Below are 25,409 nucleotides of genomic sequence, written 5' to 3'. Positions count from 1 at the left end.
GGAAAAGCATCTGTCTATCACCATAGTTCCGTATATTCTCTATTTTTTTCTACTTTAATATACAAGTTTGTTTTCATCACTCATCTTTATCTCACCACTTAAAGTTTGATCACCCCCTTTGAAAAACCAATTTGGTAATACCAATTATAAGTCGGTAACCGCCTAAAAGCAGTTCATTTTTTTTATTAAAATTTTAAAAAACAAGTACCTCGAATATAAGCTTATAGCATACTTTTAGCTAATTCGACACAATTTTGACACCTCAAAAAAGATGGCTTGATTCCCCAGAAATAATCTCTGGTTTATCAAGCCATCTTTTACTAACAATCTTCTATTTTTTTCTTAATACGTTTATTATTTGTTCGAACTTCTTCTTTTCAAAAAGCTAGCATAGAGACCAGCAATCAACAAAAGTCCTGCAAACAAGAACAATGAGTCGTTTGTATCTCCTGTATGTGGAAGTAATCCTTCATCATTTTTAGGATCTTGCGGCATTACAGTTGGAATTTCATCTGATTGTATAGTCTCATCTGTCCCAAAATCAAAATCACCTCGGTTAGGAATACCTCCTTGATTAATAAAACCAATAATTTGTTCGTCTGTTGCATCCGCTTTGATTTTTGTAGTAATTGTCATTGTATAAGTGTGACCAGCAAGAAAGGCATAGCTCCCATCTTTTTTAGCAATTTTAAAAACTACATGGTTATCTTCTTTGGTTATTACACCTTCTTTAGTCACATCTTTTCCGTTCTCATCAACCACTTTAATTGATTCAATATCCAGAATTTGATTTACGTCGTCTTTGATCGAAGCCCGGTTCCAATTAGCTGTATCATTTCCAAACGAAGTTGTAATATGCCAATCGAACGATTCATTTTTATGTTTCAAAGTATATTGCTGCCCGCCTTCAACATCTTTATGAATTGTTGGATCTACCTTAACTGTATTTTTAGCTGTTACTTGGACAGGTTTAGTTTGTGTATTCGTAATGGTAAACTTCAGTGGTGTAGTATCTAATACATAGCCTTGAGGCGCTTTTGTTTCCACAAATTGATAATTTCCCGGTGTCATGTCTTTGACTAGAAGTTTCCCATTTTTATCTGTCTGAAGTTTTGTTTTGATCGTATTTCCAGCACTATCTTGCAATTTAAATTCTGCACCAGCTAAAGTTTTACTGCTATCATTAGTATCAACTTTCGTAAGTTCCACATCTCCTGGTTGTTGCACATTTTTAACTATGACACTCACAGCTTCAGTTTGCGTATTTGTGATCGTAAATTTATGCGGTGTATTATCCAGTATATAACCTACTGGCGCTTTTGTTTCCACAAATTGATAATTTCCTGGTGCTAGATCTTCTACTACAATTTGACCATTCTCGTTTGTTGTTAAGCCAGCTTGAATAGTAGTTCCTGAGCTATCTTGCAAACTAAATTCCGCGTCTGCTAATGCTTTTGAAATATCATTTGTATCAACTTTTGTTAGCACTACATCGCCTGGTTGTTGCGTGTTTGCAGCTATTACTTGAACAGCATCTGTTTGTGTATTTGTAATGGTGAATTTGTGTGGCGTACTATCTAATACATAACCCGTTGGTGCTTTTGTTTCAACAAATTGATAATCCCCTGCTTTTAAATCTTTTACAGAAATTTCTCCATTTGCATCCGTAGTAAGCCCAGCTTTAATATCTTTTCCAGAAGCATCTTGCAAACTAAATTCTGCATTTTCTAGTGTCTTACTTGAATCAGCAGAATCCACTTTCTTCAAGATAGCATCCCCAGTGCGCTCTGTATTTTCAGCCGTTACTTTAACTGCACTAGTTTGCGTATTCGTAATGGTAAAGGCAAGCGGCGTCTCATCAAGCACGTAACCAGTTGGAGCTTTCGTTTCTACAAATTGATAGTCACCTGGTGCCAAATCTTTAACTGTAATTTGTCCATTTGCATCCGTTGTTAGACCAGTTTGAACAACTGTTCCATTGCTATCTTGCAAGCTAAATTCTGCACCAGATAACGTTTTTGAAGCATCCGCTTTATCAACTTTTGTTAAGACCACATCTCCTGGTTGCTGCGTATTTTCAGCTGTCACTTGTACAGCGTCTGTCTGCATATTTGTAATCGTAAACTTAAGCGGTGTAGTATCTAGCAGGTAGCCTGTCGGTGCTTTCGTTTCCACAAATTGATAGTCGCCTGGCGCCAAATCTTTAACTGTAATTTGACCACTATCATCTGTCATTAGACCAGCTTGAATGGTTGTTCCAGCACTATCTTGCAAACTAAATTCTGCACCTGACAACGTTTTTGAAGCATCTGTCTTATCTACCTTTGTCAAGACTACATCCCCTGGTTGCTGCGTGTTCTCAACCATAACTTGAACTGCACTTGTCTGTGTGTTTATGATTGTAAATTTATGCGGCGTACTGTCTAGTACATAGCCCGGTAATGTTTTCGTTTCTACAAATTGATAGTCACCTGGCTCTAAATCCTGAACCGTAATTTGTCCATTTGCATCCGTTATAAGACCTTTTTGTAAATCCTGACCTGTGGCATCTTGCAAACTAAATTCTACGCCAGCAAGCGTTTTGCTTTTATCAGCAGAATCTACCTTTGTTAAAGTAACATCCCCCGGCTGCTGCGTATTGATTGCACTTACTTCAAGCGGTACAGACGTATTAGCTGAAGTAAGTGTAAACGGAATTGGTGTTGCATCTAATACATAGCCTGTTGGCGCTTTTGTTTCTACAAATTGATAATCTCCAAAAGGTAATCCATCTACTGAAATTTGTCCATTTGCATCCGTTGTAAGGCCTGATTTTACAACAGCTCCAGAATTATCTTGCAGACTGAATTCTGCCCCCGAAAGTTTTTGTGCGTTATCTTTTGCATCTGATTTGGTAAGTACTACTGACCCAGTTGTCACATAATCAAACGAAACGATTTGAAACTGTTGCAAGTTATATTTATTTCCTGTTGAAGCAGAGACGATAAAGGCTAACGAATTTTCGTCATTCCATTCAGAAATATTTTTTGACCAAGTCTTTCCTTCATAAGTAACAGTCATTGTTTTCGTGTCACCATCATAGGAAAACTGAATATCTTTAAATTGATTACTTGTTGGTTGTTCAATGACAGCAGCTGGTGCATCTGCTCCTTCATAAGTATGTGCCACCTTACTACTATCGTTGTAAACAAAACCACCAAAAGAAGGCGTACTAGTATCTGGAGAAATTGGGGTTGCAAATTCGTCAGGATCTTTCACATAATTCGATCCACCTTCAAAATTATAATGGGAATCAGCTTTCCACCCAAATCCTCCCGTTAATCCTCCAACTCCAAGTGCTCCACCATTCGTTCCAATGTCTGATGTGTTTCCTGAATGAAAAGCAAAGCCAATACCATCAGCCCCACCTTGAATGTTTGATTTATCTCCTAAATTAATTTTACCAACTAAAGTAAAATCCTTTGTAGTATCAATCTTCTTCTTTAGAGCAAAGTTCCCGCTTTGATTTACCACATTTTCTGTTAACGTAACAATTCCCGAACTTTGATCGTAAGTTGCTGAGCCATTTAACTCAAAATAATCCAGAAAGTTAGTGGGCGTTACGTGGATATTCCCATCGTTAGGATCCGCAGCTTTAACCTTTTCCGAGCCCAATCCCAAGTTAGAAAACAAACTGGCTAGTACAATTAAAAGAGCTAGCCCCCCTGTTAAACCCTTTTTCAATTCCTTTTTTAAAACTTTCATCTTAAATCTCCTCTCCAAAATAAAACCAATAAAATATATGAGATTTCTTAAGGTCGCTTTTTATGCATTGGCGGCATTACACAAAAATTCAAGCTATCTACCCGCCAACTTCTAGTATGCCAAAGTAAACTAATTCATAAAAGAGGTGAAAAAGCACAACTAGTTTATGATTTTTTTCATTTTTTGACGATTTTGTGTCGAATTGCTAAAAGGGCTTTCCTCAAGCCACTTTTTTATGTTAACCTTCCAAATAGTTGTTTTTGTTTCAATAAGATCTTTTTTTGAAAATCCCTGTAAGTTTCGTGATACGGCGACTACACTTGCATTAGCAAAACTAGCTAGTGTCTTAATTTTTAGCCATGCTGGAAGAGCGTAATACGACTCCTTAGCATCTTGCATTTTGAATCCATATAAATTTTCGAAGATCATTTCGATGACATAAAAAATTCGATTTTCAAGCTTTTCGGTTTCCAATACCAATCTATTTTTCATCGCTTGTTCTTCATTCGATAAAATGGCTGCAAGAAAGTGAGAAAAAAGTTGATCTTGGTCAAGCTGAAGCGAAAATTCATCAAGTGAAAATTCCATGTATTCCGTATTCTCCAGTGCTTCTAGATAAAATTGTTCATCATCTAAAATTGTCGAATATACAAAAGCATCTTTACTGTATAATTGACAAATGACATCTCGATGCCTATTATTATATCGAAGTGCTAAGGTGCCTTTCTTGATAAGAAGAACCTTCCCATGATTACAATAAATTCTACCTCCTTTGCTAGCTTTTTGTAGTGGTGACGAAAAATGCTTCCTTATATGCGACACAAGCAAGTCATCCGTTTCAACAAAATTTTGAAACTCTAAAAAATTCATTTCCATCCATCCTTTATTCTAATTTTTTACATTTGCCAGATGATAGAAACTACAACATAAAAAAATTAACTATCTCTATTGCAAATCATACAAGACAGATTCGAAAAAAGCAGTTCATTTTTTTTCGAAAAAAATTAAAAAAAATGGACCTGTAAACCATAAACAGTCAAAGCAGTTATGACTAGTTATTCAGGAGGAATGCTTGTGAATATCTATCAGTTTTTGGATCACTCAGCACAGCAAAAAACGTATCTGTTGAGGTTTCTAGAACAACATCATGCGGAATATCTCCCTTCACAAAAGATTATGGACTTTTTATCCATCTCAAACTTCAAGCTACAGAAACTAATTGATGAAATTAACGAAGACTTTCAAGAACAACCAGAGACAGCAAAATTACAAATAAAGATAGAAAATAAACATTTCATTTACTGTCCTGATTTAACAGAAAAAGACATTTCATATCTCAAGCTCGCTTATCTAGAAAATTCTTACCTTTTTCTTTTACTACAAGAGCTCATGATCCAACCAACGAGCATTTATACCTTTGCCGATAACTTTTATATCAGTAAAACAAAGGCCTATAATGTACAACAAGAATTGATTCAAATTTTGCCTTCTTTTAATTTGACAATAAAAGGCGGAATTTTAATTGGGGATGAGATCACCATTCGTAATCTTTTATACAATATTTACTACAATTTTTATCACGGTATAAAAGAGCCTCTTTCTGAACGTATGGATGATGCATCAAAACAATTCTTCTTAAATCTAACAACTGAATTATCTTCTAATCTGCCAATTACACAACGTTTAAAACTTTTCTTTTTCTTGTTTGTAAATTTTTTCCGCATCAAAGCTGAAGCTCCATTAGTCGAATTTATTTTTTCAAAAGAGCAAACTGTTTCAGAAACTACTCACGATGAAACTATCAGTAAATTTTTCAATCTGTTTGATCTACCTGAAGAAATTCGTCTTCATGAAATTAATTATGTGAAATTATTCTTTTATGCCGAAAAAATGACGGACGTGCTTCCGCCAGAGCTCTCACATGTAAACTTAAAAAATGTTACCAAAAATACTAAACAACTAATGAATCGATTCAATTCTTTTTTTAACGATAAATATCAAGTCCAATTTGAAGATCACTATTTTATAAAAACTGAGATGGAAATTTACCGAATTAACCTGAAATGGGAAATTTTTCCTACCCCAGTTAATTCTTTCATCTCTGAAAACCAACTGACTTATTTTTCAGAGGTCTATCCTGAATATTACCAATTCCTGACTGAGTACTTTGAAAAGCACATTAAGAGTATGGATTTGATCAATAGAATTGCACTGATGTATGACTACCTGTTCGTGTTTATCACCTCCTTTCCAATTGGAGAAATCAGTTCAAAAATTTATATCTGCATTGATTTTTCACGAGGAGTAAACTATTCGGAGTACATCAAGAACAATGTTTTGCGTTTTAAGTCAATGAATATCATCGTTCAACGTACTCTGACTGAAGATACGCAACTATTTATTTCAGACTTCTTGATGCCTAACTTACAATGTGAGACAGTTGTATGGAAAGAGCCGCCATCACATGCAGACTGGCAGCTTCTAGGTGATTTGCTTGTTAAAATTCGAAGGAGTAGTGAAGTAAATTGAAAAAGACCTATTTATTACTGGGGTTTATTCTAATTGGTAGCAGTTCTACTTTTCTTTTAGCTGACCAAGTTCATGATCAGTATAAGAAAATGACTCAAAGAGAAGAACCAATTACCATCAAATCTAATTCTGCGACTCTTGAATATGGTGCAGATGCTGACAAAATTTCGGAAAAACAACATGTTTACGTTCCTGAAAAAAAGAAAACCAAAAGTTCAAAAAAGAAAAGTCTCAATCAACTCGAATATGAGTTATATGCCATTAAAGAATCGCGGATAGAACCTGCACCTTTAAAAGACACTACAGAACTTGGACTATTTCTGAAAAGCATCAGTGGAACCATTTTATTTGGAGTTTCTTACGGTGGTTTGTAAATTCCATTTTTCAAACAAAAGACGCTGGTAGATTAATTTTTCAAATCTATCAGCGTCTTCTTTAATAGTTTTTTATTGATATTATTGATAAATCTTTTTGACCCGAAATGGAATATACAAAAATGAAAATGCGATAACAAAGATAAAGTTAATCCCGAGAATTGCTAATCCACCAATCGAACCGTTTTGTGCAATTCCAACGATACCAAACAGCAACGCTTGAAAAACAAGTAAGATTCGGATGAAATGGATGAAACTCCGATTTCTGACGGCATCTTGAATCGGATAAAGTCTTAACATCATTTGTCCATCAAAATGTCGTAACATTGGGATGAACTGAAAACCTGTTAAATAAATAAACAGCAATGAAAAAATAATGTTTAAGTAGAATCCTTGAACAAAAATCAACAAAATGAGTGCAACCACTGTTAGTCGGGCATATAAACCGATGTACTCATTGGTTCGCACGAAGGTACGGCTAAACAAGTAAGCAAAGGTTTTTCTTTTTGCATAAGGAATCGGTTTGTAAAGAAAGTCGAGATAGCTTCTTCTTCGCACAGTTCCCTTTAAATGCGGAACATCTGTAAACAAGTTCACTAAGCGATAAAAGCGGTTCATTCTGGCTTCTTCTTTATCTACAAGATATTCAAACCGCAGTACTTTTCCTTTAGCTTGCCCACGAATCAAATAGTACGAAACAAATAGCACAATAAGGACAAGCGGAATCGTCCACCAAAACGAAAAGGCAAGCAACAAGTAAACCATTAATGCGGTAACAAAAACTCGGAAAAACAACCAAGTACTATCATTATTGTCTAATTTCGCAGTTTCAAACCCAACATAGACATTCCATGCTTTAAGGAGAAATAGCAGTATAACAAGCCCGATAAAGCGGCTATAGTGATACCCCGTAACGGCAGTATACATTGGCATTGCAACAAGTAAGACAATCGCAAATAAATAACTTTGTAAAATGATTGTTACTCGCTTTGCCCGTTCAAAATAGCGAAGCATCTCGGTTTCTTTAACGGTTAAGTAAACTGTATCTGGACGCTTCAAAAGCGTTACCATAGAAGCAAAACAAAGTGAAGCTGTTAATAAAACTACCATTAGCGGAATAGCTGGAAAGCTCGGCTCGATATGCTTTACCCAATCGGCATAATAAAATATGCCAGCGCCTATACCGATAATCAATACAAAAAGCAAGTGATCATTGAACATATAACGGAGATATTTATTTAATTCGTCGGTATAAGAACTGAATCGCTTTTTGAAGAGCTCAACACTATCAAATTTCTTCATCTTCAGCTTCTTCTTTCGTCAACTGGATATAAATCTCATCAAGAGATGCTCCGTCCATCCCGAATTGAGCTTGAAGTTCTTCGAGCGTTCCACGCGCTCTGATTTCTCCTTGATGCAAAATGATGAACGCATCGCAATATTTTTCTGCTGTCGCGAGAATATGAGTCGACATCAAAATGCTTGAGCCCTTATCGCGCATTTCTCGAATCCAACCGAGAAGCGATTGAATTCCTAGTGGATCAAGTCCGACAAAAGGTTCGTCAATAATATAAAGTTTGGGTTCCACTAAAAAAGCAGACATGATCATCACTTTTTGTTTCATTCCTTTTGAAAAATGAGCTGGGAACCAGTTTAGTTTTTTCTCAAGCCGAAATTCTTTTAGAAGTGGCATCATTCTTGACTCAAACTCTTCCTTAGAAAGACCATAAGCCATTGCAGTCAGTTCGAGATGCTCATAAAGTGTTAATTCTTCATAAAGAATTGGCGTCTCCGGAATATAGGAAAATTGCGACCGGTACGCTTCAACATCATCGGTTAGTTCATGCCCATTAATTCGGATATGTCCTTCCTTGGGCTGCATAAGTCCCGTAATATGTTTAATCGTTGTACTTTTTCCCGCACCATTTAAACCAATAAGGCCAATGATTTGTTTTTCATCGATTTCAAAAGAAATATCTTTTAAGACTGGTCGCTTGGTGTAGCCGCCTGTCAGATGTTCTACTTCTAGTAAAGGCATTCTATTACAGCCTCCTTTTTTATTTGTGATTGGACTAGTTTAATAATAGCATATTTAAGCATAAACTTCTCATAATTATTTATCTCTATTACATGCTTTTCCGTTTTTTTTATGGTAAATTAAGAATAGAGGATTCTGAATGAAAAGAAAGGTGGCGTTCCTTGTGGATGATTGTATTTTCTGTAAGATTGTTCGAGGAGAAATTCCTTCTGAGAAAGTTTATGAAGATGATCAAGTGTTGGCTTTTCTTGATTTAAGTCAAGTTACTAAAGGGCACACACTTGTTATCCCCAAAAAACATGTCCGTAATATTTTTGATTTGCCGCCTGAAACCGCTGCGGAACTTTTCCGTCGTATTCCAAAAATTGCTAATGCTTTAAAAGCAGCTTTTCCACTTGAGGGGATGAATATTTTGAATAATAATGAAGAAATCGCTTCTCAAACGGTTTTTCATTGTCATGTTCATCTTATTCCACGCTATTCGAAAAAAGATGATTTTGGATTGATTTGGAAAGATAACTCAGGTACTTATAATGATGAGGAATTTAAAGAGCGTGCAGTGGCAATACGTGAACAGCTTAGCTAATTTTTAAGCTGTCGTTCGTTTTCCTTACTTAAATAAAAGTTGGTTATTAATTGAAGGAGCTGGTCATGATGAATAAAAAATCGCTATTTTTAGGTGCAGTTATCGGTGCAGCTGCAGGAGCTGTGACTTCCATCTTGTTTGCACCAAAATCTGGTCGAGAACTTCGATCTGATATTGTTGAAAAATCAGGTGAGGCTTCTGTTGTCTTAAAAGAATTGGCATATAATGCTAACGAACTGTTACAGTCCATTCAAGTGCTCGGAACTGAAGGTTCTACTTTAATCAAAGATGTTTCAAGTGATATTATGGATTCTGTTTCCAAGTGGAACGAAGAAATGGAACCCGAGAAAAAACGCTTGAAAGATGAAATCAAAGATATGCAGCGGACCATTGCCGATCTTGAAAAGACGTTAAAAAAAGATAATAAGTAAGGCCATGACCTAGTTTCTGATCTCCATAGAAACTAGGTATTTTTATATTTTTGTTCCCTTTCTGTAAACTATTTTTATTCAACAGAAAAAATTTTCCAAAAAGGGTTGAAATCACTAGCTATAGGGACTACAATACTTATACAATCTTGAACATTATTGGGGGAACGAAGTAATGCGTTGTTTGAAATCTGTGAACACAGTGCGCCGTGATACCTATCACCGCATGATTCTAAAAGGGGTATTAAGCTGGTTTTTCATGCTTTGCCTTTTATTTCTTGTTCACAATTTTTTTGTTCCAGGAGATTTTTCTCCGGAATATAATGGAATCTCATTTCTAGCACTACTTTTTATTTATCCGCTTCATAAAGTACTTTATATCTTAGCTTCTTTTAAATATCGATCGAGCATCCGTATTCAACTCGTTCGTCGATTTTATATACTGCCATGTATTCAAATCAAAGTGCAAAATATCATGCCAAAAAAGAACTACCTATTTTCCTTGCTTTTCCCTTTTTTTGTTATTTTATTGCTACTGATTTTTTGGATGATGATGGTTCCTATTTGGAATTCACCTGTTTTCCTAATTTTAATGGCGGTTCATTTTGGAATGAGCTATCCAGCTTTTATACTCGCGAGCAATCTACGCAACTTACCGAAAAGGTGTTATATCGAGGAAGCGAAACGTGGTTATTCGGTTTTAATTTCTGATTAATTAGATGGGAAGAAAATTAAAAAACTATTAGATTTTTGTTTTCTGGTCATTTTTTCAATAATTTGTGGTATGATATTACTTGGATACAGAGAATTTATTCGATCAACTTAAGGAGTGTGTATTTTTTAAATGAATATTAAAAAGAAAGCAGCGCTTGGAATCGTTTCTGCGCTTGCAGTTGTTGGACTTACAGCGTGCGGAAGTGGCGGAGATGTTGTTAAAACAGACGATGGCAATGTCACAAAAGACGAATTATACGATGCAATGAAAGATAAGTATGGCAGCCAAACGGTTCAACAACTTACTTTTGAAAAGGTCCTTGATAAAAAATACAAGGTTACCGATAAAGAAGTGAATGCAAAGGTTAAAACGTATAAAGATCAATATGGTGATCAATTCGCTAGTGTTCTTGCGCAAAGTGGTTTAACAGAGGATAGCTTTAAAGAAAACATCAAGTACAACATGCTTGTTGAAAAAGCTACCGAAGATAATGTCAAAGTAACTGACAAAAAACTTAAAGCTTATTACAAAACTTGGCAACCAGATATCACAGTTCGTCATATCTTAGTTGAAAAAGAAGATACAGCTAAAGAAGTTGAAAAGAAACTTAAAGATGGCGCGAAATTTGAAGATCTAGCTAAGGAATATTCAACAGATACAAGCACAAAATCTGATGGTGGTTTACTTCCTGCTTTTGGTCCTGGAAAAATGGATGAATCTTTCGAAAAAGCTGCTTATGCGCTTAAGAAAAAAGGTGACATCAGTGCTCCAGTCAAATCTCAATATGGTTACCACATTATTGAAATGGTAAAACCTGCTAAGAAAACAACATTCGAACAAGATAAAAAAGCTGTGAAAAAGGCTTATATCGCTTCACAAGTAACGCAAGAAAACATGCAAAAAGCATTGAAGAAAGTTTATAAAGATGCTGGCATTAAAGTTGAAGATAAAGACTTGAAAGATGCTTTCAGTCAATATACTTCAAGCAACAGCTCTAAAAGTAAATAAGTATAACTGAAAAAAGCATCAGCTCAAGTGAGCTGGTGCTTTTTTGACGCCTGAAATGATAAAACTATCTTCTTTACTACTTATTTCTGTAAGTTCAGTTCGGTAATTTCGAATAAGGTTGCGAGTGGAGCATCCAACCAATGCCATACTGATCGATAAATTGCCCCATTTTCCCACCCCAGAATTGTTCAACATAAGGCATTGTTACATTTACAGTTCCTGAATCTTGAACGCGTTCAAAAAACATGTCGGCCTTTCGAACAGCTTCCTCATCTTCACTATTCACATCTAACATCAGCCAAATTTGATTGCCCCTAACGAGATCTCCTTTAAAATTATCCGAGCAAAACAACTCTGCTCCAAGGATAGTGAAACTTGCATGAATCGTCGTATCTTCGAGATGCTCCTTCTCTATACCGAAAGCATCTGCCTGCTCTTCTCCAACAGGTACACGCATAATCTTCGTTGCACCAAATACCTCTTCATAATAAGCCAAAGCCTCCTTCGCATTAGCGTAACTTAAATACGGATATAACTTCGCCATCTAAAACCCCTCATTTCCTTATCATTAGATTTCTAACATCGTACGAATGTATTTTTATCTTTACCCGCTCATCAAAAAAGCAATCAGCGATACAACCACTGATTGCTTCAAAAACTTATAACACATCCAAAAGTTCATGAGATAACTCTTTTGTCGCCGGATAAATTTCACGATAAATCGAATAGAATTGAGCATAGCGAGCCACATTTTCTGGATTTGGTATAAATTTTTCTTCCTTATAATGGACAAAAACTTCCCGACACGTTTCAGGCGAATCAAACCAGCCACAACCAAGAGCAGCAATCATGCACGCACCAACCCCGGGACCTTGTTCCACTTCAAGCCGCACCATTTCCGCATTAAACACATCCGCTTGAATCTGCATCCAGTCCGAATTTTTTGCTCCGCCGCCAACACTAATAATCCGTTGAAACCGCTTATTTTTAGCTTGTTCCATCAAAACTTGCGAATCCTTCAAACTGAAAGTGATTCCTTCAAGAACAGCTCGCGCAAAATGTTTCAGTTCATGCCTTGTATCAATTCCAATAAAACTTCCCCGAATTCCTGAGTCAAAATGAGGCGTGCGCTCCCCTACAATGTAAGGTGTAAAAAGTAAGCCTTCACTACCCGGCGCCACGAGTCGAACATCACGAAGCAGTTCCTCGAATGACTTTCCTTTTCCAAATGCCTTTTTAAACCAGTTTAGCGAACTTCCGGCCGCAAGCGTCACACCCATGGAATAATTGGCTTCTGGAAGCACATGGTTGAAAAAGTGGAGTTTCCCTTGATAATTTGATAGCCCTTGCTCAAACGAGCTAAAAACGCCACTGGTCCCAAGTGAAACGAGCGCTGCTTCATCATTTACAAGTCCCGCTCCGAAAGCCGCACAAGCATTGTCTGCCCCACCAGCATAAACCTTCACAGCCTGCCTCAAGCCAAAGCGCTCTCTATAGCTTTCCTTCACGATGCCGACTTGCTCAAGCGACGAACCAACTGGTGGCAAAAAGTCCCGATCAATTCCAAATTCGTTCAAGATTTCCTCGGACCATTCCGCTTTCTCGACATCGAACAGAAGCGTCCCCGCAGCATCCGAATATTCCGTGTGCAGTTCGCCCGTCAAAACAAAAGCCAAATAATCCTTCGGTAGCATAATATGGCGAACTTTGTTCCAAGTCTCTGCCTCATTTTCTTGCAACCATAAGATCTTAGGAAGTGTAAATCCTTCAAGAACCCTGTTTTTGGTAATTTCAAGAATTTGTTTACCGAAGCGCTCCGTAATCTCTTGGCACTGCTTTGTGGTTCGTACGTCATTCCATAAAATTGCCGGATAAACGGGAGTAAGCGCCTCATCTAGCACGACAAGTGAATGCATCTGGCCAGAAAAGCTGATCGCCTCAAGTTCCGTTCCAAAGTTTGGCGCTTCCGCACTAAGCTGCGCGAGCACAGCCTCACAAGCCTTCTTCCAGTATTCCGGCTGCTGCTCCGAAAAACCCGGCGCCCGTGAATCTATCTCATATGCGCTAGATGCTTCCGCAACAACATCCCCAAGCTTATTCATAACAATCCCTTTTAGCGAACTCGTTCCAAGATCAATCCCCAGCACATATCCCATCCGTCAACTTCCTTTCCTAAACCAAGTAATCATTCAAACGCGATTTCACGTGTTCGATATGGCTTGATTTCAACTGAATCCCATCCCCATGTTCATACGCATAACGCGTTAAAGATTCCAAATCTTCCTTATCCGAAAGAATCGCCTTCCCGATTTCCGACTCTCTCCACTTCTCATAACGATTCGCGGTGACCTCTTTAAGAAAACCATCCGTTTGTAATTTTGCCGCCGCCTTGAGCCCACGAGCAAAAGTATCCATTCCCGCGATATGAGCGAGTAACAAATCTTCCATTTCAAACGAAGAACGTCTTACTTTCGCATCAAAATTAATGCCACCAGGTGCGATCCCACCATTTTCCAAAATTTCATACATTGCAAGTGTCACATCAAGGACATTCGTTGGAAATTCATCCGTATCCCATCCAAGTAACAAATCGCCTTGATTGGCATCAATTGAACCAAGAGCTTCGTATTCACGTGCAACACGCAATTCATGCTCAAATGTGTGCCCCGCAAGCGTCGCGTGGTTGGCTTCTAAATTTAATTTAAAGTCGCCTTCAAGCCCGTAAGTTTTGATAAACGCCATCGTTGTCGCCGCATCAAAGTCATACTGGTGCTTCGAAGGCTCTTTTGGTTTTGGTTCAATTAAAAATTGCGGCTTGTGACCGATCTTTTCAGCATACGCGATGACCATCTTGAAAAGACGTGCGATATTGTCTTGTTCAAATTTCATATCCGTATTTAAAAGCGTTTCATAACCTTCACGACCGCCCCAAAAGACATAATTTTGCCCATTTAATTTTTTCGAAATATCCAGTCCTTTTTTCACTTGAGCTGCCGCATACGCATAAACCTCTGGATCATTAGTCGATCCCGCACCATTATTAAAACGTGGATGCGAAAACATATTAGCTGTGTTCCACAACAATTTGATGCCCGTTTCATCCATTTTCACTTTAATTAAATCCGTGATTTCGTCAAGGTTCGCCATAAACTCTTCAAGCGAATTGCCCGCTGGCGCAATATCGACATCATGAAAACAGAAGTACTCAACCCCTAATTTTTCAAGAATCTCAAAGAAAGCTTCAACGCGATTTTTTGCGGTTTCCATTTCCGACTTGCCAAACCAAGAACGTTCGTTTATTGCCATTCCAAATGGGTCGCTCCCATCTTGAGTCATCGTATGCCAGTAAGCCACCGCAAACCGAAGATGTTCCTTCATAGTTTTCCCTAAAACGACTTCGGATGCATTATAATGACGAAATGCAAATGGATTTCGTGTTTCTTTCCCTTCAAATTGGATTTTTTCTATTTGTGGAAAATAACTCATGTGCCCACATCCTCCTTTAAAATCAATTCTTTTTAGTTGGTTGGTTTAACAAACTAACTTATTTACTTTATTATCATACACGTTTCCGGTTATTTTGTAAAGCGCTTCCATCGTGCTGCAAAAAAAATACGCAGATACCAAAGTATCCACGCATTTCCATTTCATTATTCAGCATCAAAATTTGGGCGGTAGAACGAGCGATTTTCAAGACCAAAAATCCGTTCCGAAAACTCACCTGGCTTCGTATGGCGAAGCGCCTTATCCATCATGTTCATCGTCGCGTCCATCAAATCAATTTGGTGTAAAATCTCAGCTTCACGAACGAGTGGTGGCTTCGGACTGCCCCATTCTCCTTTACCATGGTGAGCAAGAAGGACGTGCTTCAATACGACAACTTCTTCTCCTTCGATTTTCAGCTCTTCCGCCATCTTGCTGACTTCTTCGACAACAATCGAAATATGCCCAATCAAATTCCCTTCGAGCGTATAAGAAGTTGAAACCGGGCCAGAAAGTTCGATCACCTTGCCAAGGTCATGCAAAATCACTCCTGCATACAGCAAATCTCGATTGACACTTGGATACTGATCCGAAATAGCTTTCGCCAGCCTCAGCATCGAAACCACGTGAAAACTTAATCCAGAGACAAACTCGTGATGATGTCGCATTGCTGCCGGATATTCATAAAACGCATCTTGATATTTTTTAATTAGCGAACGCGTAATCCGTTGCAAGTTCGCATTTTTCATTTCAAAAATGTATTGCGTAATTTCATCCGCAATCTTTTCCTTGTCGAGCGGAGCCGTTTCCATCAAATCTGCGGCACTCACATTATCAAGTGGTGTTGCAAGGCGAATCTGCCGAATTTTAAGTTGCTTTCTCCCACGATAATTTTGAATTTCGCCAGCAATGTGTACAATTTGTTCCGCCGCATAAGCTGACTCATCCTCTTCAGAGACATCCCACAACTTTGCTTCAATTTCGCCAGATTTATCTTGCAGCATGAGCGTCAAGAAAGGCTTCCCGTTACTAGCAATTCCCTTTGTACTTGATTTAATCAACAAGAATAAATCTACACTCTCACCAACATCGTGGAGCAACAATTTTTTATCCATTTTATCGCCTGCCTTCTCTGCTTGAAAATACTTTAACCCTAGTATAGCACGAGTACCCGATTATCGGAAAAATATTTGCTAGTTTCCTTATGACACGAGAAGAAAATGACTTGATTTTCATCTTTACGATATTTTAAAAGCTGCATCAATAAATCGAGCCGCTCCGCATCAAAATTCACAAAACCATCATCAATCAAAATGGGGAGTGGAAAATCTTCTGCGATGATTTCAATCAAGGCTAGCCGAATCGCCAAATAAAGTTGTTCTTTTGTCGCCTGACTCAATTCTTCCGGTTTAAAAACAACGAAGTCAGATCGTTTCACTTCAATTCGTTTCGCATCATTGAACGAGACCTTTGTATAGCGACCGCCCGTTAATTTTCCAAAATAAAACGTTGCGAGTTCAAGCGCTTTCGGGAATTTCGTTTCTTGCAAATGAGCAACGGTTCGGTTTGTGAGCTCCTCTGCAAGCTTTAAAGTCATCCATTCATCCGCAAGCTCCCGAACTCGGCCACGCTTCAGATAATATTCCTGTGTCAGATATGAAAAAGTTCCGCCTTCTTCAAGGAGCGCGATTTCATGCCGTGTCTCAGCTCGCACGCGTTCAAATTCAGCTTGCGCCTCGTCCATAGCCATAAGCTCCTCCTTGCGTTTAAGTTCCGCTTCTTTAAGCGCCTCAAAGTCCGAGAAAGCCGAAAAATCAAGCGTTTCTGGCAGTTGTGCCGAAAGCAAAGTAAAGCGTTCCCTTGCCGCCCTGAGCTCCTTATCGCGCAACCCAAGTTCCCGAAACTCGAGCTCAGAATTCGCTTGCGCCGCAGCCAGCAAAGCATCCATCTCCTCACGCATTTTTCTTAAATCACGCTTGGCAAGATCCAGTTGTCCGTCCAGTTGCTCCATTTTTTCTTCATTTTTCGCCGCACTCGCCGCATTTTCGCGATAAACTCGAAGCTTATGCCGCAAGCTTGCCACTTTCTCCTCAGGCGAATCCCCTTCTACCGGAAACTGCTGCAACTGCTCTTCCCACTCTTTCAAGAAAGCGTGCCCCGCATTCCTTCTTTCCTCCAAATCTTGAAGCCGCAACCACTTCGTGTAGCTTTCCTTTACAAACGCCATATCCGCATCGAATGAAACGCCTTGCTTCAAATCAAGTGACTCATAAAGCTTGGCTTTTTCCAGCTCAACGCTCTCTCTTTCCTGATCTAACTTCGCTTTCGTTTCCTCAAGCAAAGCAATCCGCATCAAAACTTCATCAAGCTTTCCAAGCAACTCTTTCCATTTTGTTCGGTAACGCCTTTGTTCTTCGAGTTCAATCCGAGCCACTTCATCCGTATTTTCAGTTTTCTTAAAAAAGCCCGCCAAAAATAGCACAAGCGCCATCACAAGTAAAACGTATCCTAAAAATCCGGGAATAAAAAGAGCCAAAGAAATGCCAAGAATCAATAAAATGACAGCACCGCCAAGTAAATAAGGCGGTTGTTTCTTCTCTTTCTTCAGTCCAGCTTCCTTCTCTTGCATCTTTTCACTTGTCCACAAAAGTCCTTCCAGTTCATCTACTTCTTGCTGGATGCGCTTTTCTTCTTTCTGTTCCGCTTCAAGCACAAACCTATTTTCCTGCTCGCCTCGTTCCAAATCACGCTCCGCTAAACTAATTTGCGCAATTTCCTCATCAAAGTTTGCATCCAAAGGCTTCCGCGAAAAATCGATCCCTATTTGCCTTGTCAGGATTTCACTTTCTGTTTCTTGCTCCTTTAGCTGCTGCGCACGATCTTGATAGACCCGAAAGCTCTCCAAAAGCTCTTGAATAGCTCCCGCCAGACCAGCATCCAGTTCATTCTCCACCAAATTCCGTTCAGCTAGCGCTTTTTTGCGTTCCTCAAGTTGCATCTGCTCGTGATTCCGCTCATTAAAACGCGTTTCCAATTGATCAAAACGAGCCAAGCCATCCGGTGGAAACTCCATTTGCTGTGAAATCTGTTCCGCCAAAACTTCTTTTTCTGAATAAATCGGCCATTTTTCTTTTAACCGCTCCAAATTCGCTAATTCAATTTGAAGCGCACGCCTATTCCCAGCTCGCTCAGCTTCTTGCTGTTTCAAACGTTCCATTTTCGAAACAAGCCCAGCATACTTTTCATTTTGTTCCTTCGAATCTAGATAAGCATCCCGACTCTTCTTCACCGCCTCTACAGCTTGATTGATCACAGGTTTTTTCCCGCCAGGTTTAAATAACTCATCCAGTTGCTTCTTAAGCGACTCATTCATCAAAAGCAAACGATCGGATCCAGCCGTTCCCGTTGCAAGCAAATATTTTTCAAACTCTTCTTGTTTCATTTGACCAATTTGTTGCAAACCATGAATATTAAAAGAAAAAATCGCTTCATACGTACGACGATCCATTCCATTTAAAATCTCATTCAGCTTCTCTTCGCCGTGTCGCGACCCATCTTCCATATGAACGGTCACATCACCAGCTGATTTCCCGCGCAAGCGCTCAATCACAACCGTCCCAAATTTCGTCTCGGTTAATGTCAGCTTCCCGCCGTAAGCCCCTTTATTTTTCGGCTCCATCCGCAAATAAGAGCTTTGCTTAGCTGGAAACCCAAATAAAATGCTATGAATAAATGCCATAATAGTCGATTTGCCCGCTTCATTTTCGCCATAAATCATCTGGAAATCGCCAAAATCGTCAAATGTCGTATTCTCCCATTTTCCAAACCCAACTATTTCTACTGAGATGATCTTCATTTTTTACCATCCTCTATTTCTCTATAGGTTTCATTTAACTTGACAAGCGCATCTGAAAGAAGTTGTTTTTGCTTGTCCTCATCCAGTTCAGTCAAATACTGGCGCACGCCTGCATGTAAATAAAGTGATTCAATCGCCTCAAAAAAGTTTTCTTCTTCCTGCAATTCTTGAATCGATTGTTTTAATTCATCAGCTAACAAAAGATCTTGTTGCCAGTCCTCATTTTGTTCGGACTGCTTCGGACGAAATTTCAGCGTATTTACCCATACGAATGGCGCCGCAGACACTTCATCTTCAAACATTTGCAACCAGTCCGTAGTATTGACTCCATCTGGGTTTTCTACTAAAACTTCTAGATCTAAAATATAAGACTGGCTCCCATTACGGTAATCTTGTAAAGCTTGCTCTAATTTCCGGAAAAGCTTAGTTTGATCCACTTTCCCATCAAGTTCGATTTGCAGTTTCCCCCAAATCACTGGTGCCGTTTCAAAAAATTCAAATGAAGCACCTCTTGGAGAAAGTTCAACAATCGTTCCGCCTTTCGCGCCTGTTTCTTTCCGGCTTCGGCCTTGAATATTTCCCGGGTAATAAACGCCAGGGTGTTCCGAGAGAATTTCTCTTTTATGAATATGACCAAGTGCCCAGTAATCGAATCCTTTTTGTTTCAATTCACTCAAACTAAACGGGGCATACACATCATGTTCACTCGACTTTGTTTCTTCAGAGCCATGTAACAGCGCAATATGAAAATCCGCTTCGCCTTGTTTTTGGAATTCATTTAAGCGCTTTTCACGTACATGGCGTTCCGTGTAACTAAACCCATAAAGGTTAACCGTTTGGCCAAACTTTCCCTTCCAAGGCACACACTGGACAGTCTCTCCGAAAGTAAAGACATTTTCTGGAAGCTCTAAAACATCTCGATCTTTTTCAAGAAAATCGTGATTCCCGTGAATTAAAAAAACGTCAATTTCAGCATCTTGCAGCCGTTTCATTTCTTTATAAAATTGAACTTGCGCTTTAATACTCCGATCTTCTTTGTCATAAACGTCACCAGCAATCAAAACAAAATCTACTTGCTCCGCTATTGCTCGTGTGACAATCCGCACTAACGACTCATGAGCAGCATCCTTTAGTTCCTTGTAAACCACATCTGAAAGCGCACTAAGTCCAGTAAAGGGACTATCCAAGTGTAAATCTGCGATATGTAAAAATCGTACCTTTGCCATTTTAGAGCCTCCCTACAAAAACGAATATATGTTCCTATTATAACGAGCTGCCTTGCATTTCGCAAGCTTGATCTAGTGTTTTGCTTTAAGCTTCTTTTACTATTTAATTTCTACTTCTAAAATAAAAAAACCTCCGTAACTTATTCTCATAACGAAGGCATTTAAACTTATTTACAACGAATTTCATTCCATTTTTTCTGAGCTCATTCCATGCTTTCTTTTTGACTTTCAGCCCTTTAACGAAAAAAGATACCCGCCCATAAGCGAGTATCTTCATCTTCTATTCTTTCACTTCGTACAATGATTGAAGTGGCATCATGATAATGCGATTCAAATCATTAATAATTGTGCTCATGCCTTGTTCTTTTTCCATCAAGCCAAGAATCAGTTCATTTTGTTGAACTTCCTCCGCAACTTTTTGCGCACGATCAACCGTTTCATCATCAATATCTTGGCCTGTCATTTGTTTTTCTTGAATTGTGATTTGAATCTCACGAAAACGATCAAACTTTTCCTTTGCTTCTGCATCTTCTGTTACTTTTTTATAAGCTTCTTCTAGGCTTTTAAATTCGTCTGTTTCGCGAATTCCACGTTCTAATCCGTGCGCTAAATCATAAATATTTTCGCTCATTAATAAAATCCTCCACAAGTTAAAATTTATTCTTCTCTAACTATAACAAAACTACGGCGCAGATGCTACCTTTAGATCCATAACGCCAGAACACCTTGCACAATCCCTATCACACCACCAAGAATTCCACCTAAATAAGTAATCATTTTGAGTTCTTTTCCGGAAACACTGATGACGATTTGCTCCATCTCATGAAGTGAAAAAGTGGCAATCTGGGATTCGATTAGCGCAGCAATTTCTAAGCGGTTAAACAAATCGGCGCTATGACTTGAGGCAAACGCAAGCAAGCGCTCCACAATATACGGAATAAGGTGCCGCGTAATTTGCTCTTCATATTTCGCTAAATTCTCTTGGACAGGTCGATTCAACCATTTTTCATTTTCTAGAAAACACCGCGCTTCATGCCCAACTTGCCGCAAAAAAGCTTCTTTTTTCTCAGATGAGACCAGTTCGCCTAAATCTCTCCCAAGTAATGCTTGATACTCCGTAACCAGTAAATTTTCAAGTGTTTCTTTCATTTCAGGGCGCTTTAATAGCTTTTCCAGTTCTCGCTGTGCCTTTTCCGTTAATGCATCCACATTTAAAAACATCTTAGCGAAGCTTCCCATTTTGCCATGCTCTTCAAAAAAAGTTTCAAGCATCAAATGGATTTGCTTTTTCCCAGTGTCACTTTGCAAATAATCCGTCGCACGCGCAATTCCCATCTCAGACAAGCCCGCCAGATTTTTCATCAAAAAGGCATTTGCCGCATCCGGAACTAGTTTTTCAAGCTTGGTTGTTTCCTTTTCATTTAAAAATCGTTCCGTTTCACTTACCGCTTTATTTGAAACCCAGTCCACCAAGCGCTCCTTGCCATTTTGAAACCCAGCAAATTCCGCGAGCTCAGTGGGGGTTGTTTCCAGCGCCATCTTCTCCTTAAAAAATTCCTGCGCCGTCTCAGTTAAGCCATCACGTAGCTGTTCATCTTGTAGCTTCTTTTGAATCATGTCGCCTGTCAGCAAATGTTCTGTTACAACCTGTCCAATTTTCTGCGCTAACTCATCGCGCCGTTTAGGAATAAGTCCTGGTGTAAAAGGCAACCGCCACTTCCCTAAAAAAATCGCTTTATATGGTCTAAAAAGCATCCGAATTGCAATAAAATTCGTCATCATCCCAATAAAACCGCCAATCACCATCATGACCAGTATTGAAATCCAAATATTCACGCCTGCACCACCTTTTCAAGTGTTATCATTATAAGCTACCAAGCAGGGAAACGACAACGCCTACGCCGAAAATTCATTCTAAAGTATGACACAAAAAAACCAAGAAAAAATTCTTGGTTCATAGATTCGTCATTTTTAGCGGGTCAACCCACTCATCAAATTCTTCCGCCGTTAAAAAGCCCGATTTCACAGCTTCCGCTCGTAATGTCGTTCCGTTTTCATGAGCAGCCTTAGCAATTTGTGCCGCCTTCTCATAACCAATATGCGGATTTAGCGCCGTAACAAGCATCAACGAGTTTTCAAGTTTCTCTTTGATCGCCTGCTCATTAGCTTGAAGCCCATCCAAAGTGTGCATCCGGAACGAACGCATCCCATCACTGAGCAATTTCACCGACTGCAAGAAATTAAAAATAATCACAGGCTTATACACATTCAATTCAAGATTTCCTTGGCTGCTTGCCACTTCAATCGTCGTGTCGTTCCCCATCACTTGCGCCGCGACCATCGTTAGCGCTTCACATTGCGTTGGATTAACTTTTCCCGGCATAATCGAACTACCTGGTTCATTAGCAGGAATCGAAATTTCGCCAATCCCACTTCGCGGTCCACTAGCAAGAAAGCGAATATCATTCGCGATTTTCATCAAATCTGCCGCCAAACTTCGCAGTGCCCCATGAACAAAACTAAGCGGACTGTGGCTCGAAAGCGCAAAAAATTTATTTTCATCCGAAACAAACGGTGCCCCTGTGAGCTTCGCAAGTTCGCGCGCCACCCCATCACCAAAACCAGTTGGTGCGTTAACACCCGTTCCAACTGCCGTTCCGCCAATTGCAAGCGGAAGTAGCTCCTTGCTGCTCTCTTCAATAAAGCGCTTCGCTCGACGGATCATCGCTTCGTAGCCACTGATTTCTTGACCAAGCGTGAGCGGTGTTGCATCTTGAAGGTGAGTCCGACCAATTTTCACAACATCCATAAAAGCTTCCTTTTTCTCTTTCAAAACGCGTTCAAACTTGTCGAGTTCTGGAAGAAGCTCTTGCTGGATTCTTTGATAAGCCGCAATGTGCATCGCTGTTGGAAACGTGTCATTCGAACTTTGCGACATGTTCACATCGTCATTTGGATGGATCTTTTGTCCACTTTTTTCACTCGCAACATACGCCACGACTTCATTCACATTCATATTCGTTTGCGTCCCGCTTCCCGTTTGATAAACCACTAACGGAAAATGTTCGTCGAGCTTCCCACTCAAAATCTCATCACAAGCTTGCTTAATCGCCTTACCTTTTGCCTCAGAAAGCTTTCCCACCGAAATATTTACCGTCGCACAAGCCTTTTTTAAAAACGCAAATGCATCAATAATCTCAAGCGGCATTTTATCCGCACCAATTTTAAAATTTCGTAAGCTTCGTTCCGTTTGCGCGCCCCAAAACTTAGAAGCGTCTACAGAAATTTCACCAAACGTATCTTTTTCGATTCTTTCCACATGCCACACTCCTTTTTCATCCAGTATAGCATGTTTTTTCAATGATTTTCAGTTTGAAGTGGTTTTTTCTTCATCACCCAAAAAGCCGCAAAATAAAGCAGCACAATCAGCCCAAGCGTCCAAAGTAACGAAACAACAAAGTGCTCGAGACCTTTTCCATCTACAAGAAAAGCGACCGCATTTTGACTTAAATAAGCCGGATTTAGCATTTGCCATTTTGTCCCCACCGCCGTGACACTCGTAAGCAAAATAGCAACAACCACAGTAATACTTGCTGAAGCGGCCCCACTACTAAAACTTGCACTGCATAAAATGAGCAGCCCTACTAAAAATACAAACCAAATAAAATAAACAAAAAAAGCTATAATAATACGTTCCCATTCCATTTTTCCGAACAATGCGACCGTATAATAAACGGAAAACAAATAGCCAATCAAAAGCGCGCAGAAAGCCGTTAGCCCTTCACTGATCCATTTCGCGTTCAAATAGCTTGAAACCTGCAGAGGCTTTGTCATCATGAAAGCAAGCATGCCACTCGTTCGGTCTGCCGAAATGCAGCCCATCGTAGCAACCGCAAAAATGATAACGCCCAATTGATCAAACTGGGAAGCTAAAGTTTGTCCGAGAATGCTTGCCGAAGTTTGCGTCCCCATCATTTGTAACAGCGCATCTGGATTTTCAATTCCACCAACAGCTTTCAAAATTTCCGGTAAAAATTTCACCATGAGCGGCTGTGTCAAACCAAGAATAGCAAAAACAACCGGCAACCAAATCCACTTCAAATTCCGCTTTTTCTCAAGCCATTCCTTTGCTAGCAGTGCTTTCATTCGCTCACCTTCTTCATGAAAATTTGTTCCAGACTTTCGTGGATATTCTCAAATCGTTGAATTTCTAATCCCGCGTTTCCTGCCTCATTAAACAGCCATTCTCCGTCAATACGGCGATCCTTCGCCTCAAAGCGGCAAATCGTTCCAATCCGCTCTGCCCGAATCCAGCGATCACTTTTTCTTATTTCTTCAAACCACTGTTCCGGGAAACGAGCGAACTCCACTTCAAAAACAGACGTACTCGCTTCCCTTTTGATCTCAGAAAGTGGCTTGTCGAGCACGATTTCACCGCGGCTCATCATCGTAATATGGTCACAAATCTCCTCAGCGTCTTGCAAAATATGCGTCGAAAAAAGAATAGTCGTCTCCTTTTTCAGTTCCTCAATGAGCGTGATCACTTCTCGCCTACCGATGGGATCAAGAGCAGAAACCGGCTCATCAAGAACCAGCAGTTTAGGCTTATGCAAAATGGCTTGGGCGATCCCTAACCGTTGCCGCATTCCCCCTGAAAAGCCACTTACCCTTTTCTTGCCTTCTTCGCTTAGCCCCACTTGTCGGAGCACCTCATCAATACGCATCTCAAGCTCTTTTCCGCTCATTTTGGAAAGCCTTCCCATAAACCGAAGCGTCTCAACCGCCGTCATAAAACCATAAAAAGCCGGATACTGCGGCAAGAATCCTATTTTCTCACGCGCTCCGCTCATTTTTTCCCCATCCAGCAAAATCGTCCCTTGATCCGGTTTTAAAATTTGCACGAGCATATTGATTAGCGTTGTTTTCCCAGCGCCATTCGGGCCAATTAATGCTAGGCATTCCCCATCTTGGACAGAAAATGACACATCCACAACCGCTTTTTTGCTTTCAAATTGTTTTGATAATTGATGAATTTTAAGAGTTGTCATAGTTCCTTCCTTCCAAAAATAAAGTAAGCAATCGGACCAAACGAGCTGACAACAAGAATCACAACAAGCCAAACAACCGGCGCTTTCCTTACCTGCCAGTGGCGAATAAGATCAACAAGTGCAGTAACGAGCAAAATTAAATATAAAATAAAAATCGGTAGCAATAACGTTAAATCAATCCCAGCAATTTCCATCTACAGTTCCTCCCTCAACTTCCTGTTATATTTATTGTATAACAGGAAGTTTCTAGCCGTCAACTGCTGATGGCAAAAAAAGCACGTGACTCCTCGTCACGTGCCAGACTGTAGACAAAGTAGTGAAAAACTTTGTTTACAGTCTTTTTTTAGATATACTTGTGATAGAACATACATAAA

Annotated in this window: 22 protein-coding genes; 6 read left to right on the top strand and 16 right to left on the bottom strand. The window is 39.4% G+C overall.

Translation table 11 applies throughout. The features are described 5' to 3' along the window. Positions 1 to 354: 354 nt before the first annotated feature. Together HCK02_RS06320 and HCK02_RS06315 are read right to left on the bottom strand one after the other, a co-directional pair. Positions 355 to 3,744: a SpaA isopeptide-forming pilin-related protein gene (locus tag HCK02_RS06320; RefSeq protein WP_167629244.1), complete on the bottom strand. Its 3,390-nt coding sequence runs from the start codon at positions 3,742 to 3,744 to the stop codon at positions 355 to 357. A gap of 159 nt (positions 3,745 to 3,903) precedes the next feature. Continuing rightward, on the bottom strand, positions 3,904 to 4,614 hold the full coding sequence (locus HCK02_RS06315) for a Crp/Fnr family transcriptional regulator (protein ID WP_167629243.1): 711 nt from the start codon (positions 4,612 to 4,614) through the stop codon (positions 3,904 to 3,906). Between the two features lie 204 nt (positions 4,615 to 4,818). Here HCK02_RS06315 and HCK02_RS06310 point away from each other — a divergent pair, with 204 nt between their 5' ends. Continuing rightward, positions 4,819 to 6,273, top strand: coding sequence for a helix-turn-helix domain-containing protein (locus HCK02_RS06310; RefSeq protein ID WP_167629242.1), 1,455 nt, complete (start codon positions 4,819 to 4,821; stop codon positions 6,271 to 6,273). Next, complete coding sequence (locus tag HCK02_RS06305) at positions 6,270 to 6,647, top strand: hypothetical protein (RefSeq protein WP_167629241.1); 378 nt, start codon at positions 6,270 to 6,272, stop codon at positions 6,645 to 6,647. The genes HCK02_RS06310 and HCK02_RS06305 overlap by 4 nt, the downstream gene beginning before the upstream one ends. An 81-nt stretch (positions 6,648 to 6,728) precedes the next feature. Here the strand turns inward: HCK02_RS06305 and HCK02_RS06300 are convergent, their stop codons facing one another. After that, positions 6,729 to 7,949 (bottom strand): ABC transporter permease, encoded by a 1,221-nt coding sequence (locus HCK02_RS06300; RefSeq protein WP_167629240.1) that lies wholly within the window; start codon positions 7,947 to 7,949, stop codon positions 6,729 to 6,731. Next, positions 7,936 to 8,685, bottom strand: coding sequence for an ABC transporter ATP-binding protein (locus tag HCK02_RS06295; protein WP_115753081.1), 750 nt, complete (start codon positions 8,683 to 8,685; stop codon positions 7,936 to 7,938). The genes HCK02_RS06300 and HCK02_RS06295 overlap by 14 nt, the downstream gene beginning before the upstream one ends. 163 nt (positions 8,686 to 8,848) lie before the next feature. On the opposite strand from HCK02_RS06295, the gene HCK02_RS06290 reads away from it, so the two are divergent. From HCK02_RS06290 to HCK02_RS06275, 4 genes are all read left to right on the top strand, one after another. After that, positions 8,849 to 9,271 (top strand): HIT family protein, encoded by a 423-nt coding sequence (locus HCK02_RS06290; RefSeq protein WP_167629239.1) that lies wholly within the window; start codon positions 8,849 to 8,851, stop codon positions 9,269 to 9,271. 68 nt (positions 9,272 to 9,339) lie between these two features. Then, positions 9,340 to 9,702, top strand: a complete 363-nt coding sequence (locus HCK02_RS06285) for a YtxH domain-containing protein (RefSeq protein WP_115753082.1) — start codon at positions 9,340 to 9,342, stop codon at positions 9,700 to 9,702. 172 nt (positions 9,703 to 9,874) lie between these two features. Next, a complete protein-coding gene (locus HCK02_RS06280) occupies positions 9,875 to 10,414 on the top strand; it encodes a DUF3267 domain-containing protein (RefSeq protein WP_167629238.1) in 540 nt (179 codons plus the stop codon). A gap of 135 nt (positions 10,415 to 10,549) precedes the next feature. After that, positions 10,550 to 11,422: a peptidylprolyl isomerase gene (locus HCK02_RS06275; protein ID WP_167629258.1), complete on the top strand. Its 873-nt coding sequence runs from the start codon at positions 10,550 to 10,552 to the stop codon at positions 11,420 to 11,422. A gap of 94 nt (positions 11,423 to 11,516) precedes the next feature. Here HCK02_RS06275 and HCK02_RS06270 read toward each other — a convergent pair whose 3' ends face one another. The 12 genes from HCK02_RS06270 to HCK02_RS06215 form a co-directional block, all read right to left on the bottom strand. Continuing rightward, complete coding sequence (locus HCK02_RS06270; RefSeq protein ID WP_167629237.1) at positions 11,517 to 11,966, bottom strand: VOC family protein; 450 nt, start codon at positions 11,964 to 11,966, stop codon at positions 11,517 to 11,519. Between the two features lie 115 nt (positions 11,967 to 12,081). Continuing rightward, entirely contained in the window at positions 12,082 to 13,578 is a 1,497-nt protein-coding gene (xylB, locus tag HCK02_RS06265; protein WP_167629236.1) for a xylulokinase, read from the bottom strand. Between the two features lie 16 nt (positions 13,579 to 13,594). Next, positions 13,595 to 14,908, bottom strand: coding sequence for a xylose isomerase (gene xylA, locus HCK02_RS06260; RefSeq protein ID WP_167629235.1), 1,314 nt, complete (start codon positions 14,906 to 14,908; stop codon positions 13,595 to 13,597). A 164-nt stretch (positions 14,909 to 15,072) separates the two neighbouring features. Then, complete coding sequence (gene yhaM / locus HCK02_RS06255) at positions 15,073 to 16,020, bottom strand: 3'-5' exoribonuclease YhaM (protein ID WP_115753097.1); 948 nt, start codon at positions 16,018 to 16,020, stop codon at positions 15,073 to 15,075. Positions 16,021 to 16,058: 38 nt separating this feature from the next. Further along, entirely contained in the window at positions 16,059 to 18,761 is a 2,703-nt protein-coding gene (locus HCK02_RS06250) for an ATP-binding protein (protein ID WP_167629234.1), read from the bottom strand. Next, entirely contained in the window at positions 18,758 to 19,987 is a 1,230-nt protein-coding gene (locus tag HCK02_RS06245; RefSeq protein WP_167629233.1) for a metallophosphoesterase family protein, read from the bottom strand. Before HCK02_RS06245 ends, HCK02_RS06250 begins: the two co-directional genes overlap by 4 nt. Before the next feature lie 280 nt (positions 19,988 to 20,267). Continuing rightward, positions 20,268 to 20,618 carry a YlbF/YmcA family competence regulator gene (locus tag HCK02_RS06240; RefSeq protein ID WP_167629232.1) on the bottom strand — a complete coding sequence of 117 codons (351 nt, stop codon included), beginning with the start codon at positions 20,616 to 20,618 and terminating at the stop codon, positions 20,268 to 20,270. A 71-nt stretch (positions 20,619 to 20,689) separates the two neighbouring features. Continuing rightward, on the bottom strand, positions 20,690 to 21,823 hold the full coding sequence (locus HCK02_RS06235) for a DUF445 domain-containing protein (protein WP_167629231.1): 1,134 nt from the start codon (positions 21,821 to 21,823) through the stop codon (positions 20,690 to 20,692). Positions 21,824 to 21,941: 118 nt separating this feature from the next. Further along, positions 21,942 to 23,306 (bottom strand): class II fumarate hydratase, encoded by a 1,365-nt coding sequence (gene fumC, locus HCK02_RS06230; RefSeq protein WP_167629230.1) that lies wholly within the window; start codon positions 23,304 to 23,306, stop codon positions 21,942 to 21,944. 38 nt (positions 23,307 to 23,344) lie between these two features. Continuing rightward, positions 23,345 to 24,133, bottom strand: coding sequence for an ABC transporter permease subunit (locus HCK02_RS06225; RefSeq protein WP_167629229.1), 789 nt, complete (start codon positions 24,131 to 24,133; stop codon positions 23,345 to 23,347). Next, entirely contained in the window at positions 24,130 to 25,035 is a 906-nt protein-coding gene (locus HCK02_RS06220) for an ABC transporter ATP-binding protein (protein ID WP_167629228.1), read from the bottom strand. Before HCK02_RS06220 ends, HCK02_RS06225 begins: the two co-directional genes overlap by 4 nt. After that, on the bottom strand, positions 25,032 to 25,229 hold the full coding sequence (locus HCK02_RS06215) for a PLDc N-terminal domain-containing protein (RefSeq protein ID WP_167629227.1): 198 nt from the start codon (positions 25,227 to 25,229) through the stop codon (positions 25,032 to 25,034). Before HCK02_RS06215 ends, HCK02_RS06220 begins: the two co-directional genes overlap by 4 nt. Between the last annotated feature and the right edge of the window lie 180 nt (positions 25,230 to 25,409).

The organism is Listeria valentina, from assembly GCF_011800755.1.
GTDB lineage: Bacteria > Bacillota > Bacilli > Lactobacillales > Listeriaceae > Listeria > Listeria valentina.
Note: the sequence above shows the minus strand (reverse complement) of the source record. Positions and strands in the feature narration are given on the sequence as shown.

Coding starts and splice junctions, on each gene's coding strand:
- HCK02_RS06225 (WP_167629229.1), bottom strand. CDS start 24,133: ATGAAAGCACTGCTAGCAAAGGAATGGCTTGAGAAAAAGCGGAATTTG.
- HCK02_RS06285 (WP_115753082.1), top strand. CDS start 9,340: ATGAATAAAAAATCGCTATTTTTAGGTGCAGTTATCGGTGCAGCTGCA.
- yhaM (WP_115753097.1), bottom strand. CDS start 16,020: ATGGATAAAAAATTGTTGCTCCACGATGTTGGTGAGAGTGTAGATTTA.
- HCK02_RS06220 (WP_167629228.1), bottom strand. CDS start 25,035: ATGACAACTCTTAAAATTCATCAATTATCAAAACAATTTGAAAGCAAA.
- HCK02_RS06295 (WP_115753081.1), bottom strand. CDS start 8,685: ATGCCTTTACTAGAAGTAGAACATCTGACAGGCGGCTACACCAAGCGA.
- xylB (WP_167629236.1), bottom strand. CDS start 13,578: ATGGGATATGTGCTGGGGATTGATCTTGGAACGAGTTCGCTAAAAGGG.
- HCK02_RS06240 (WP_167629232.1), bottom strand. CDS start 20,618: ATGAGCGAAAATATTTATGATTTAGCGCACGGATTAGAACGTGGAATT.
- HCK02_RS06215 (WP_167629227.1), bottom strand. CDS start 25,229: ATGGAAATTGCTGGGATTGATTTAACGTTATTGCTACCGATTTTTATT.
- HCK02_RS06245 (WP_167629233.1), bottom strand. CDS start 19,987: ATGGCAAAGGTACGATTTTTACATATCGCAGATTTACACTTGGATAGT.
- HCK02_RS06315 (WP_167629243.1), bottom strand. CDS start 4,614: ATGAATTTTTTAGAGTTTCAAAATTTTGTTGAAACGGATGACTTGCTT.
- HCK02_RS06250 (WP_167629234.1), bottom strand. CDS start 18,761: ATGAAGATCATCTCAGTAGAAATAGTTGGGTTTGGAAAATGGGAGAAT.
- HCK02_RS06320 (WP_167629244.1), bottom strand. CDS start 3,744: ATGAAAGTTTTAAAAAAGGAATTGAAAAAGGGTTTAACAGGGGGGCTA.
- xylA (WP_167629235.1), bottom strand. CDS start 14,908: ATGAGTTATTTTCCACAAATAGAAAAAATCCAATTTGAAGGGAAAGAA.
- HCK02_RS06280 (WP_167629238.1), top strand. CDS start 9,875: ATGCGTTGTTTGAAATCTGTGAACACAGTGCGCCGTGATACCTATCAC.
- HCK02_RS06300 (WP_167629240.1), bottom strand. CDS start 7,949: ATGAAGAAATTTGATAGTGTTGAGCTCTTCAAAAAGCGATTCAGTTCT.
- HCK02_RS06270 (WP_167629237.1), bottom strand. CDS start 11,966: ATGGCGAAGTTATATCCGTATTTAAGTTACGCTAATGCGAAGGAGGCT.